This window comes from Halomonas koreensis (assembly GCF_031451675.1).
Lineage (GTDB): Bacteria > Pseudomonadota > Gammaproteobacteria > Pseudomonadales > Halomonadaceae > Halomonas > Halomonas koreensis.
The window spans coordinates 62,725-74,993 of record NZ_JARWAK010000003.1 but is presented as its reverse complement, the minus strand read 5'-3'; the positions used below and the strand labels follow the sequence as shown (position 1 = coordinate 74,993).

The 12,269-nt window shown below is 69.7% G+C and carries 10 protein-coding genes and 1 pseudogene; 9 read left to right on the top strand and 2 right to left on the bottom strand.

The genetic code is table 11. From position 1 onward, the window contains the following. Positions 1-41: 41 nt before the first annotated feature. Positions 42-953 (top strand): LysR substrate-binding domain-containing protein, encoded by a 912-nt coding sequence (locus QC818_RS04645; protein ID WP_309651681.1) that lies wholly within the window; start codon positions 42-44, stop codon positions 951-953. Positions 954-1,023: 70 nt separating this feature from the next. On the opposite strand, the gene QC818_RS04640 is transcribed toward QC818_RS04645, so the two are convergent. Further along, positions 1,024-2,721 (bottom strand): BCCT family transporter, encoded by a 1,698-nt coding sequence (locus QC818_RS04640; protein ID WP_309651680.1) that lies wholly within the window; start codon positions 2,719-2,721, stop codon positions 1,024-1,026. Positions 2,722-3,225: 504 nt separating this feature from the next. Between QC818_RS04640 and QC818_RS04635 the strand changes: the two genes are divergently transcribed. From QC818_RS04635 to QC818_RS04600, 8 genes and pseudogenes are all read left to right on the top strand, one after another. Beyond that, entirely contained in the window at positions 3,226-4,416 is a 1,191-nt protein-coding gene (locus tag QC818_RS04635; RefSeq protein WP_309651679.1) for an aromatic ring-hydroxylating oxygenase subunit alpha, read from the top strand. Between the two features lie 33 nt (positions 4,417-4,449). Continuing rightward, positions 4,450-5,892, top strand: a complete 1,443-nt coding sequence (locus tag QC818_RS04630) for an aldehyde dehydrogenase family protein (RefSeq protein ID WP_309651678.1) — start codon at positions 4,450-4,452, stop codon at positions 5,890-5,892. A gap of 11 nt (positions 5,893-5,903) precedes the next feature. Then, a pseudogene (locus QC818_RS04625) lies at positions 5,904-6,065 on the top strand (rubredoxin); the annotation flags it as partial. Then, positions 6,054-7,325, top strand: coding sequence for an NAD(P)/FAD-dependent oxidoreductase (locus QC818_RS04620; protein ID WP_309651909.1), 1,272 nt, complete (start codon positions 6,054-6,056; stop codon positions 7,323-7,325). The pseudogene QC818_RS04625 and the gene QC818_RS04620, both read left to right, overlap by 12 nt. Before the next feature lie 151 nt (positions 7,326-7,476). Further along, complete coding sequence (locus QC818_RS04615; RefSeq protein WP_309651677.1) at positions 7,477-8,796, top strand: NAD(P)/FAD-dependent oxidoreductase; 1,320 nt, start codon at positions 7,477-7,479, stop codon at positions 8,794-8,796. Between the two features lie 577 nt (positions 8,797-9,373). Continuing rightward, positions 9,374-9,613, top strand: a complete 240-nt coding sequence (locus QC818_RS04610) for a cupin domain-containing protein (RefSeq protein WP_309651676.1) — start codon at positions 9,374-9,376, stop codon at positions 9,611-9,613. A gap of 187 nt (positions 9,614-9,800) precedes the next feature. Further along, positions 9,801-10,763, top strand: coding sequence for an aromatic amino acid exporter YddG (yddG, locus tag QC818_RS04605; protein ID WP_309651675.1), 963 nt, complete (start codon positions 9,801-9,803; stop codon positions 10,761-10,763). 115 nt (positions 10,764-10,878) lie between these two features. Further along, positions 10,879-11,115 (top strand): hypothetical protein, encoded by a 237-nt coding sequence (locus QC818_RS04600; RefSeq protein ID WP_374710054.1) that lies wholly within the window; start codon positions 10,879-10,881, stop codon positions 11,113-11,115. A 109-nt stretch (positions 11,116-11,224) separates the two neighbouring features. Here QC818_RS04600 and QC818_RS04595 read toward each other — a convergent pair whose 3' ends face one another. Further along, positions 11,225-12,199: an NHL repeat-containing protein gene (locus tag QC818_RS04595; protein WP_309651674.1), complete on the bottom strand. Its 975-nt coding sequence runs from the start codon at positions 12,197-12,199 to the stop codon at positions 11,225-11,227. Positions 12,200-12,269: the final 70 nt, after the last annotated feature.

The window sequence follows — 12,269 nt, the reverse complement described above, 5'->3', positions numbered from 1 at the left end:
TCGATCAAGGTCGACGCCGTAACGCTATGAAGATCAGTCCCTTGCCTCCCCTTAACAGCCTGGTGGCCTTCGAGTCGGCGGCGCGTCACCTGAGCTTCACCCTGGCGGCCGAGGAGCTGCACGTCACCCAGGGGGCCATCAGCCGCCAGGTGCGCAGCCTGGAGGACTACCTCGGCAAGCCGCTGTTCGAGCGCGTCAACCGCAGCGTCAAGCTGACCGCCATGGGGCAGCGCTATGCGCAGTCGATCCGCCAGTCGCTGGTCGACATCGCCGGGATCACCGACGAGGTGCGCAGCTGGCAGGGCATGCATCAGATCACCGTGGCCACCACCAGCGCCATGGCCTCGCTGTGGCTGCTGCCGAAGATCGCCGAGTTCCAGCGCGACCACGACGATATCGAGCTGCGCATCGTGGCCATCGAACAGATTCGCGACCTGTCCCGGGTGGAGTGCGACGTGGCGCTGTTCTACTGTCGCACGCCGCCGGCGGCCATGCGGGCCACTACCCTCTTCCACGAGGAGGTCTTCCCGGTGTGCAGCCCGGGCTATCTCGAGCGGCACGGCCCCTTCGCGGATGCCGAGTCCCTGGCCGATTGCACCCTGCTGTCCCTGGAGGACGCCGACCAGGACTGGATGAGCTGGAAGCAGTGGTTCACCGAAGTCGGGGCGGTCTCGCGCCTGCCGCGGCGCCGGCTCAACATCAACAGCTACTCGATGCTGGTCCAGGCGGCGATGATGGATCAGGGGGTGGCGCTGGGCTGGAGCCAGCTGGTGGACGACTACCTGGAGCGTGGCCAACTGGTCCGCCCGGTGGAGACGGTGCTGCGCACCGAGGCCCGCTTCTGCCTGCTGGAGCGGCGGGAGGCCCCCGCCTCCCGTCGCGGCGTGCGGGCCTTCCGCGAGTGGCTGCTTGACACCGTGCCCCGCGAGGTGGGGGACCTGGGACTGACGTGAGGCCCGCCCATCCACGAGACGGGGCCCGGCATGCGCCGGGCCCCGTCTGGTTGGGGTGCCGTCGGTAGGCTCAGGCCTCGACCAGCGCCTCGCGGCGAGTCGGCGTGGCAGGGGAGGGCGCCGCCTCGATATCGGCCAGGCCGCTGTGGTGATCCAGCTCCTCCTGGTCGGGCCGAGCCTGGGGCGGCAGCATGGCGGCGGCCATGGGCTCCCGGCGCAGGGTGCGGTGCAGGCTCAGGGCCATGATCAGGATGAACACCGCGATCGGCAGGCCGGCGATGATCGAGGCGGTCTGGATCGTCTTGAGGCCCCCGGCATACAGCAGGGCCCCGGCGATGCAGCCGATCACCAGGCCCCACAGCACCCGGATCGGCTGGGGCGGCTCGGGGCTGCCCACGCTGTCCAGGGTGCACAGCACCAGGGTGCCGGAGTCCGCCGAGGTGATGAAGTAGGTGGCCAGCAGCATCACCGCCATGATCGACAGCACGCTGCCCAGCAGGCCCGGGTCCAGGGCGTCGAAGAGGGTGAACAGCGCCAGGGTGGTGTCCTCCTGGGTGGCCTGGAGGACGACGCCGCCCTCGAACTCGCTGTCCGAGGCGATGTCGCCACTGGCCACGGACTGCTCATGGACTTGACGGGCCTGCTGCTCCTCGAACAGCGCGCTGCCGCCGAACACCGACATCCACACGAAGGTCACCAGGGTCGGCACCAGCAGGGCGCCGCCGATCAGCTCGCGGATGGTGCGGCCCCGGGAGATGCGGGCGATGAACATGCCGACGAAGGGCGCCCAGGTCATCCACCACGGCCAGTAGAAGGCGGTCCACCAGTTCTGCCAGCCGCTGTCGCCGTTGGCGTCGCTCCACAGGCTCATGCCGATCAGGTTGTCGGCGTAGTCGCCGGTGGTCTGCAGCAGGACGTTGAGGATGTAGCGGGTCGGGCCGATGGCCAGCACGATGGCGACGATCGCCACCGACAGCAGCATGTTCCACTCCGACAGCCGGCGGATGCCCCGGCCGACCCCGGACATCACCGAGGCGATGGCGAACAGGGTGATGACGGCGATCATGCTCAGCTGCACGCCGATGCCGACCTCCACGCCGAAGACGTTGTTGAGCCCGCTGTTCATCTGGATCACGCCCAGCCCCAGGGACTGGGAGACGCCGAAGGCGGTGATCGCCACGGTGAGGATGTCCACCGTGTGGCCGATGGGGCCGTAGATGCGGTCGCCGATGAAGGGGTAGAGGATCGAGCGCAGGGTCAGCGGCAGGCCCTTGCGATAGGCGAAATAGGCCAGCGACAGGGCCACGATGATGAAGGTCGCCCAGGGGTGCAGGCCCCAGTGGAAGAAGGTCAGGCGCATGGCCGTGCCGGCGGCGGCGTCGCTCATGCCCTCGCTGAAGGGGTTGTCGGCGTAGTGCCACATGGGCTCGGCCACCGACCAGAAGATCAGGCCGATGCCCATGCCGCCGGAGAACAGCATGCTGACCCAGGACAGGAAGCTGAACTCGGGGCGCTCGTCGTCCTTGCCCAGGCGGATATGGCCGAAGCGGCTGACCATCAGGTAGAGCAGGAAGGCCAGCACGGCGGTGACCAGGCCGAGGTAGAACCACTTGGCGTTGTCGAGGACGGTGGTGGAGACCTCCTGGAAGATGGCGCCGGCCCTTTCGGCCAGCACGGCGCAGAAGATCACGAAGCCGATGACCAGCACCTTGGAGGCGATGGTCACCGTGGGGTTGAGGCCCTTGAACAGGCCGCTTTCTGAGCGCATGGCGTCACTCTCGTTTGTTATTGAGTCTGGAGACGTCGGGGGAAGGGTCCAGGGCGCGTTTACCATCGTCCGCCGATGGCTGCGCAGCTCTTTGTTGTTCACGACTCATTTGTCACCACCAAACCTCGTCGTTCACGCCGCGATCTGCACAACCACCGACTCCGGCACACCGTGCGTGCGATGGTTAACGCGCCCTAGGGTGGCCCGCTGCGAAGCCTGGGGGCTGGAGCGAGGCGGAGCAATGCATTTTTTGTCATCCTTGCATGATGAAATATCATGCTTTTGCTCGAGCATAACTCCGCTCCATGCGCGAGGACGTGATCGCATAATCCGGCGTTCTGGTTTCATCCCTTCGTCTAATAGTTGACTTTTTATCATGAGTTGATGCCGATTCATCGATTGTCGGCGCGCCGCGGCGCCACCAGACTCGCCTCCCACCAGCCGGCACCCCGGCTAGGGCCACAACAGACCAGAAATCGCCCGATACCCCGTGAGGAGGCCACGATGACCGACCTGACCCAATCCCTGATTCCCGCCCGGCAACTCGACGACGTGCTCGCCCCCATCGAGGAGGCCACCGGCATGCCCAACGAGGCCTACGTCAGCGAGGCCTTCTTCGCCGAGGAGCGCGATCGCCTGATGGCCGGCACCTGGGCCTGCGTGGGTTTCGCCAGCGACCTGGTCAAGAACGGTTACGTCAAGCCGGTCGACTTCATGGGCCTGCCGCTTTTGATGATGCGCAACAAGGACGGCGAGACCCAGGTCTTCCATAACGTCTGCAGCCACCGCGGCATGCAGCTGGTGGCCGAGGAGGGCGAGGTGCAGGGCGTGATCCGCTGCCCCTACCACTCCTGGACCTACGACCTGAACGGCAACCTGCGCGGCACCCCGCACATCGGCGGCGTCGGCCAGCACAAGGTCGACGGCTTCAAGTGCGAGAAGCACGGCCTCAAGCCGATCCGCAGCGCCGTGTGGATGGACATGGTGTTCGTCAACCTGGACGGCCGGGCCCCCGAGTTCGCCGAGCACGTGGCGCCGCTGGAGAACCGCTGGCGCGACTTCGTCGGCCCCGAGGGCTTCGAGCTGCTGCGCCGGGTGAACATGGGCGGCAACCTGGAGATCACCGTCGACTGCAACTGGAAGCTGGCGGTCGAGAACTACTGCGAGAGCTATCACCTGCCCTGGGTGCATCCGAGCCTGAACACCTACTCGCGCCTCGAGGACCACTACAACATCCAGTTCGGCGAGCACTTCTCCGGGCAGGGCAGCCTGGCCTACCGCCTCTCCGACGTGGCCGGCACCCGCCTGCCCAAGTTCCCGGCTTGGCCGAAGGACAAGATGGAGCACGCCGAGTACGTCTCCTTCTTCCCCAACGTGCTGCTCGGCATCCAGGCCGACCACGCCTTCGCCATGATGCTCGAGCCGGTCTCCGCCGGTCAGACCGTCGAGCACCTGCGGGTCTACTACGTCGGCGACGAGGCCACCCAGGACGCCTATGCGGCCTGCCGGACCTCCACCCTGGAATCCTGGCGGGTGGTGTTCGGCGAGGACATCGGCGCCGTCGAGGGCATGCAGCGCGGCCGCCAGTCCCCGGGCTTCCAGGGCGGCGTCTTCTCGCCGGTGCTCGACCACCCGACCCACTTCTTCCACCAGTGGGTGGCCCGCCGCGTGCGCGGCGACGCCGAGGCCGCCTGAGCGCCAGCCCCCTCGATACTGGAGTCCCCCCTGATGAGCACGCTCGATCGCTACTACAACTACATCGACGGCGCCTGGAAAGGCGCCGACACCTGGCTGGTGGTCGCCGACCCGGCCACCGACGAACCCTACGCCGAGATCGCCGAGGCCGGCATCGAGGACGCCGATGCGGCCATGGCCGCGGCCCGGCGCTGCGTGGCCTCCGGCGCGCTGAGTTCGGTGCGTCCGGCCCAGCGGGTCGCCTGGCTGCTGGCCATCGCCGAGGAGCTCAAGGCGCTGACCGAGGACGCCGCCCTGGTGCTGTGCCGCGAGAACGGCAAGTCCCTGGAGGTGGCCCGCGGCGAGTTCGAGGAGGCCGCCCGCTACTTCGAGTACTACGCCGGCATGGCCGACAAGATCGAGGGCACCTCGATCCCGCTGGGCGACGACTACGTCGACTTCACCAGCTATGAGCCCATGGGCGTCTCGGTGCAGATCGTGCCCTGGAACTTCCCGCCGTCGATCTGCGCCCGCTCCCTGGCGCCGGCGCTGGCCGCCGGCAACGCCGTGGTCATCAAGTCGCCGGAGATCTCGCCGCTGGCGATGACCTTCCTGATGACCGCCTGCGAGCGCGCCGGCCTGCCACAGGGCGCGGTCAACCTGCTGTGCGGCAAGGGCTCGGTGATCGGCGCCCACCTGGTCAGGCACCGCGACGCCAACCAGATCGTCTTCACCGGCTCGGTGCCCACCGGCCAGCGCATCCTGCGCGACGCCGCCGAGCGGGCCACCCCGAGCGTGATGGAGCTGGGTGGCAAGTCCGCGGCCATCGTGCACGCCGACGCCGACATCGAGCAGGTCATCGACAGCGTCAAGGCGGGCATCTTCTTCAACGCCGGCCAGGTCTGCTCGGCCATGTCGCGCCTGCTGGTGCACCGCTCGCGCCTCGACGAGGTGATCGAGCGCGCCCGCGAGCTGGCCGAGGGGCTGTCCATCGGTCCCGGCGTCGACGATCCGGACCTGACCCCGCTGGTCTCCCGGGACCAGCTCGAGCAGGTCGAGGCCATGTGCCGGCGCGCCATCGAGGCCGGGGCCACTTGTCTGACGGGTGGTGAACGTGTGGCCGGGGTGAATGGCTACTTTATGCAGCCGACCCTGTTCACCGACGTGGCCGTGGACAGCGAGATCTTCCAGGAGGAGGTCTTCGGCCCGGTGCTGGTGATCCATGCCTTCGACACCGAGGACGAGGCCGTGGCACTGGCCAACGGCACCGAGTTCGGCCTGGTGGCCGGCGTCTTCGACGGGCAGCTCGACCGGGCCCTGCGCACCGCGCGGCGCCTGCGCGGGGGCCAGGTGTTCATCAACGAGTGGTTCGCCGGCGGCGTGGAGACGCCCTTCGGCGGCGTGGGGCTCTCCGGCTTCGGCCGCGAGAAGGGCCAGGAGGCGCTCTACAGCTACGTCCAGACCCGCAACATCGCCGTCCGCGTCAAGGGCGCGTGAAGGAGGTCCCGATGAAGAAGTGGCTCTGCATCATCTGCGGCCTGATCTACGACGAGGCCGAGGGCTGGCCGAGCGACGGCATCGCCCCCGGCACCCGCTGGGAGGACGTGCCGGAGGACTGGCTGTGTCCCGATTGCGGCGTGGGCAAGGCGGATTTCGAGATGATCGAGATCACCGACGACGCGCCCGCTGCGGCGGCCGCCATGAGTCCGACGCCGCTGGCCGATGCGGTGGCCGCCCCGGCGGCAGCCGTCGAGTCCCAGGACGGGACACCGGCCGGCCCGCTGGTGATCATCGGCAGCGGCCATGCGGGCTACGGTCTGGCCGAGGCGGTGCGCGCCCGGGACGCCGAACGCGAGATCCATGTGGTCACCGCCGACGACGGCGGCCTCTACGCCAAGCCGGCGCTGTCCAACGCCCTTGCCCTGGGCAAGGACGCCGAGGCGCTGCTCGACGAGCCGGCGCTGTCCGTCGAGCGTCGCCTGGGCATCCGGGTGCATGCCTTCTGCCCGGTGGAGCGCATCGACGCCGAGGCCAAGCGCCTGCACACCCGCCTCGGCGAGCTGGACTATGGTCAGCTGGTGCTGGCCACCGGGGCCAGCCCGATCCGCATCCCGGTGGCGGGCGACGCGGGGGCGCTGCTCTCGGTCAACGACCGCGGCGATTATCGCGAGATGCGCCGCCGCCTCGATGCCCTGGAGGGCGCCGGGCGGGTGGTGATCATCGGCGACGGCCTGATCGGCTGCGAGTTCGCCAACGACCTGGCCCAGGCCGGCCACAGGGTCGAGGTGGTGGGCCTGGCCGAGCGGCCGCTGCCGCGGCTGCTGCCCGAGGCGGGCAGCACGGTCCTGCGCGAGGCGCTCGCCCGGCTCGGCGTGAGCTGGCACCTGTCCCGCTCGGTGGCCAGCGTCGCCGCCGACGCGGAGGGCTACCGGCTGACCCTGACCGACGGCAGCGAGCTGGCGGCGGACCTGGTGATCAGCGCCGTGGGCCTGGTCCCCAACGTCGAGCTGGCCCAGGCGGCCGGCGTCGACTGCGGGCGCGGCATCCGGGTGGACGATCACCTGGCCACCTCATTGCCCCACGTCTATGCCCTGGGCGATGCCGTGGAGATCGACGGCCGGCTGTTGCCCTACCTGGCGCCGATCAACGCCGGCGTGCGCGCCCTGGCGGCGACCCTCACGGGCACGCCGACGGCGGCCAGCTATCCGGTGATGCCGGTCATGGTCAAGACCCCGGCCGCCCCGGTCTGCGTGGTGGTCCCCCCGGCCGAGGCCCAGGTGACGTGGCGCGTCACCGCCACCGCCGATGGCATCGAGGCCGGCGGCTTCGATCCCATCGGGCGGCTGCTGGGCTTCGCCCTGGTGGGCGAGGCGGCCATGGCGCGGCGCAGCGACTGGGTGAAGGCCTGCGGCCAGGCACAGGCCGCCTGAGGCCCGACGAAAACTGTCTGCGCTCGCCGAGTTTTCGTATCGAGCACTCCGTAGTGCATGACGACATGCGGCGCCCTCGGGCGCCGCCTTCTTCCGAACCGCCGGGCTCGCCCGGCGATGACGTCGCGCCCCGGCGCGGCGGAGGTCCAGGATGTCACAAGCAACGATTCCCCGTGACGACAACTGCAACGGCTGGTACCAGCTGCTCGATGCCCCGACCCCGGCGCGTCGTCTCAACGCGAACGAGACCGCCGACTGGCTGGTGATCGGCGCCGGCTTCACCGGCCTGGCCGCGGCTCGTCGGGTCGCCGAGCTGCGCCCCGGCGACCGGGTGATGCTGGTGGAGGCCCTGCGGGTCGGCCAGGGCGCCTCCGGGCGCAACACCGGCTTCGTCATCGACCTTCCCCACAAGCGCGACCTCGAGGGCGACGACCTGGCGCGCAAGCAGAAGCTGCTGTCGCTCAACCGTGCCGCGGTGGACGACCTGGAGGCCCTGGTCCGGCGCCACGGCATCGAGTGCGGCTGGTCCCGGGCCGGCAAGTATCAGGGCGCGGTGGGCGAGCGGGGCCTCAAGTACCTCGACCACTACGAGGCCCTGCTCCGCGACTTCGACTATCCCTACCGGCGCCTGGAACGCGACGCGCTGGCGCCGATCCTCGGCACCCGCCACTACGCGGCGGCCATCTACACCGCCGACACCGCCTTGATGCAGCCCGCCGCCCTGGTGCGCGGCCTCGGCGAGACCCTGCCGGACAATGCCGAGCTCTACGAGCATACCCCGGTGGTCAGCCTGACCCGCAGCGGGGGCAAGTGGTGCGCCACCACGCCGGAAGGCGAGGTGCGGGCCACCAACCTGCTGCTGGGCTCCAACATCTATGCCCAGGAATTCGGCTTCCTCAAGCATCGCATGCTGCCGGTGATGACCTTCGCCAGCATGACCCGCGAGCTGACCGACGAGGAGATGGCGCTGTTCTCCACCGCGCCCCATCACTTCGGCCTGACGCCCGCCGACCATGCCGGCACCACGGTGCGCCTGACGCCGGACCGGCGGCTGATCATCCGCAACCAGTACCGCTTCGTGCCGCGCTATCACGACGACCTGGCCGAGCGCACCCGGATCCGCCGGGGGCATCGCGATTCCTTCGAGGCCCGCTACCCGGAGCTCGCTCACGTGCCCTTCACCGCCACCTGGGGCGGGGCCTGCGGGCTGTCGCGCAACTACACCGCCTTCTTCGGCAAGGTCGGCGACGACGCCTGGATGTCCGGCGTGCACCAGAGCGTCGGCGCGGCCCGGGGCACCATCTCCGGCAAGCTGCTGGCGGAGCTGGCCACCGGCCAGGACTCCAGTCAGCTGGCCGACATGCTCGCGGTCTCCGGCAAGCCGGCGATCAATCCGCCGGAGCCCTTCCTGAGCCTCGGCGTGAAGACGCGCATGCGGCAGGCGGCGTGGGCGAGTCGCAGCGAACTCTAAGGAAACGCTGATTTATTGCTGCGCTCGATGACCCACAGGGAGGTGGGAAATGCGCAGGTTCGTCGGGAACGAACCTAGCCATCCTGGCCGCCGGCGGTGCCGGGGCGCCGGTCCGATCGGAATCCTCATGTAGCAGGCTACACTCCGGTTGACTCGGAACCTTCGGTTCCTCGTCCCTTCGGGGCCATCCTCCGGATGGTTGTCGCTTCGCTCGGTTCTCCGCTCCGGCGGCGGCCAGGCTAGGCGCCCCCGCCTCTCATCGCTCGCGACATAAATCAGCGCATCCTTGTCGATGTTGCCATTTGACTTGGCGCCGCCTTGGACCTGGCGGATGCGCTGACGCCTATTCGCCCTACGTGAGCCGAAGCGGTCGCGTCCCGCTCTGCGCCGGCAGGCGCTCGCGCGATGTATTAGCGTACCCTTATCAACTATGTGATCTGAACAGGACCTTATCGTGAGCGACACCCCCATCCGCGCCATCAAGTTCGACCATCGCGACACCACCTTCCGCCATCGCGGCGGGCCGCCCGGCCACGCCGAGATCGGCCGCACCGTGGACACCGCCCTGAGCTAGACCATGGGCGCCGGCTTCGCCCGCTGGGAAGGCGCCGAGGTGGCCTGGACGGTGCTCTACGACGAGGTGATCTTCGTCATCGAGGGCGAGCTCGAGGTCACCGCCGCCGGCGAGACCCACCGCGTGACCCCCGGCCAGATGCTGTGGATCCCCGAGGGCACCGAGCTGATCTACGGCGGCCAGGCGCTGTTCGGCTACGCCCTCTACCCGGGCAACTGGAAGGCCTTGCACGGCATGGAGTGAGGTCGGGCCGCCGGCGGGCGGTCCTGGTCGTCTCGGCCCCAGCGGGCTCCCGCCGGACGGCCGTCCACGTCGCGTGGGCGGCCGTTCTCGTGGTGTTCGAGCCGCGCCACGGGAATGGCCGAAATCGACAAGTCTTCCCGGGGCGTCGCGGCGATACTGGCCGGCCGACCACGACTGGAGAGACGAGATGTCGGCTGCTTCCCCCGCCGAGGCGCGTCGCGCCACCCTGTGGGGCGCCAGTACCGTGCTCAACTGGGCGACCCTGGCGCTGTTTACCCAATGGGCCGGCCCGGTACCGCCCTTCCTGCTCACCGCGCTGTGCTTCGGCCTGGCCGGCGGCCTGGCCTTGCTGGCCTTCGCGGCGCGTGGCGAGGCGGGCGCCCTGGCCGAGGCCTTGCGCCAGCCGCCCGCGGGCTGGCTGCTGGGCGTGGGCGGGCTGTTCGGCTACCACCTCTGCTACTTCATCGCCCAGCAGACCGCGCCCGCGGCCGAGGCCGGGCTGATCAGTTATCTCTGGCCGCTGCTGATCGTCATCCTGGCCGGCTGGCTGCTGCCGGGGGAGCGCCTGCGCGGCATCCACCTGCTGGGGGGCGTCTGCGGCTTCGCGGGCGCGGCGCTGCTGGTGGGCCCCGCCGGCTTCGACTGGTCGGGGGACCACACCCCCGGCTACCTGGTGGCCCTGCTGGCGGCCTTCATCTGGAGCGGCTATTCGGTGGCGTCGCGACGGCTGTCGCGGGTGCCCACCGCGGCGGTGGCCTGGAACTGCCTGGGCGCCGCGGGGCTGGCGCTCGCCTGCCACCTGGCCTGGGAGCCCCATGGCTGGCCGGAGGGTGCCAATCCCTGGGCCATCCTGGCCCTGGGGCTGGGGCCGGTCGGCAGCGCCTTCTTCACCTGGGATCTGGGCATGAAGCGCGGTCATGTCCGCCTGCTGGGGCTGCTGTCCTACGCCACGCCGTTGTGCTCCACCCTGGTGCTGATCGCCGCCGGCCTGGCCACGCCCAGCCCGACGTTGCTGCTCGCCGCGCTGCTGATCTGCGGCGGCGCGCTGATCGGCAGCGGCATGCTGGGCGGCCGTCAGGGCCGCAGGGCGCCGGCGGGGCGGTCCCGGCGAACAGGCAACGCCTCGCTCGAGCCGCGGGATAGAGCCTGAGTCAAGGAGAGGAGCATGGAACAGATCGAATGATCCGATTTCGCCCGGGTCGCGCCGCGCGTGGGCACCATCGTGGCGGCCGAGGCCTTTCCCGGGACGTGGCGACCGGCGTTCAATGCGGGGCGATTTCGGTGAAGCCATCGGGGTGCGCAAATCCAGCGCCCAGATCCCCGCCCTGTATACGCTCGACGAGTTGGTCGACAAGCAGGTGATCGCCGTCATCGACTTCCCCGCCAAGCAGATCGGCCCGATGCGCTCGGAGTGCCTGGTGACCGGCTTTCATCGCGAGGACGGTGCGGTGGTGCTGGCGACGCCCGATCTCGCCGTGGCGAACGGAGCGCGTCTGGCATGACGCCTGACCTTGTCGTGAGCGGGGGCCGCCCCCGCGGCGTCCCCGCGACTTGGATCAGCCCTATCGGCGCCTGGAGCGTGAGTGATCCTCGGCTTCCGCGCCGGCCATCTCAGGGACCCGGGGCGGCCGGCCGCCACTTGTGGATGCGTTCGTTGCCGAAGTCGGCGACGAAGACGCTGCCGTCCGGGGACACGTCCATGGCGATGGGGTGGCGGAAGCGGCCGGGACCCTGGCCGGTCTCGCCGAAGGCGCCGAGGAAGTCTCCCTCCGCCGAGAAGACCTGGATCCGGTCGTTGTAGAAGTCGGCCACGAAGACCCGGCCCGCCGGCCCCACGGCGATGCCGGTGACGGTGGCGAACCAGCCGTTGAAGGGGCCGTGGACGTTGCGGGCGAAGGGGCCGCCCCACATGGTCAGGAAGTCGCCGTCCGGCCCGAAGGCCTGGACCCGGTCGTTGTAGCCGTCCGCCACATAGAAGCGGCCATCGTCGGCCACGGCCACATCGGTGGGGTAGCCGAACTCGCCCGCCGCGCTGCCGCTTTTACCCGTGTGTCCCCACTGGCGCACGAAGCTGCCGTCCGGGGCGAGGCGCTGGACCCGGTGATGGTAGAAGTCAGCGACGATCACATCGCCGTCGGTCGCCACGTCGACGCCTCCCGGGGCATCGAAGCGTCCCGGCCCGTCGCCGGCCTCGCCGAGGGTGCGCAGCGGCGTGCCGTCGAAGGCGAAGACCTGGATGCGGTCGTTGAAGTAGTCGGCCACGTAGAGTTCGTCGGCGTGGAGGCTCAGGTTCATGGGGCGGCCGAGCTCGCCGGGCGCCGCGCCGGGGGTGCCGAACTGGCGCCGGAAGCGGCCCGCATGATCGAAGACCTGGATGCGCCCGTTGCGGGCGTCGGCGACGAACACCTCCTCCGCGGTCACGGCGATGCCGGTGGGGTCATCGAACTCGCCGGGACCGTCGCCCGGCCCTCCCCAGGCCGTGACGAACTCGTGGCCCGGCCCCTGGGCCGAGGGCACGAAGGCGGCGAAGAACAGCAGCACCAGCAGCGCGAGGCTCAGGGCGAGGAGGATCAGCGAGCGTAGCATGGGGCGATCTCCCGAGTAGCCTGTCGGGTTTGACCGATCGTCGCGAGAATCCCGGATTTCGAGTCAATTT

What these genes read in the sequence shown, in the direction of transcription:
- QC818_RS04640 (WP_309651680.1), bottom strand. Translation starts at nt 2,721, where the DNA reads ATGCGCTCAGAAAGCGGCCTGTTCAAGGGCCTCAACCCCACGGTGACC.
- QC818_RS04635 (WP_309651679.1), top strand. Translation starts at nt 3,226, where the DNA reads ATGACCGACCTGACCCAATCCCTGATTCCCGCCCGGCAACTCGACGAC.
- QC818_RS04630 (WP_309651678.1), top strand. Translation starts at nt 4,450, where the DNA reads ATGAGCACGCTCGATCGCTACTACAACTACATCGACGGCGCCTGGAAA.
- QC818_RS04620 (WP_309651909.1), top strand. Translation starts at nt 6,054, where the DNA reads ATGATCGAGATCACCGACGACGCGCCCGCTGCGGCGGCCGCCATGAGT.
- QC818_RS04615 (WP_309651677.1), top strand. Translation starts at nt 7,477, where the DNA reads ATGTCACAAGCAACGATTCCCCGTGACGACAACTGCAACGGCTGGTAC.
- QC818_RS04610 (WP_309651676.1), top strand. Translation starts at nt 9,374, where the DNA reads ATGGGCGCCGGCTTCGCCCGCTGGGAAGGCGCCGAGGTGGCCTGGACG.
- yddG (WP_309651675.1), top strand. Translation starts at nt 9,801, where the DNA reads ATGTCGGCTGCTTCCCCCGCCGAGGCGCGTCGCGCCACCCTGTGGGGC.
- QC818_RS04600 (WP_374710054.1), top strand. Translation starts at nt 10,879, where the DNA reads ATGCGGGGCGATTTCGGTGAAGCCATCGGGGTGCGCAAATCCAGCGCC.
- QC818_RS04595 (WP_309651674.1), bottom strand. Translation starts at nt 12,199, where the DNA reads ATGCTACGCTCGCTGATCCTCCTCGCCCTGAGCCTCGCGCTGCTGGTG.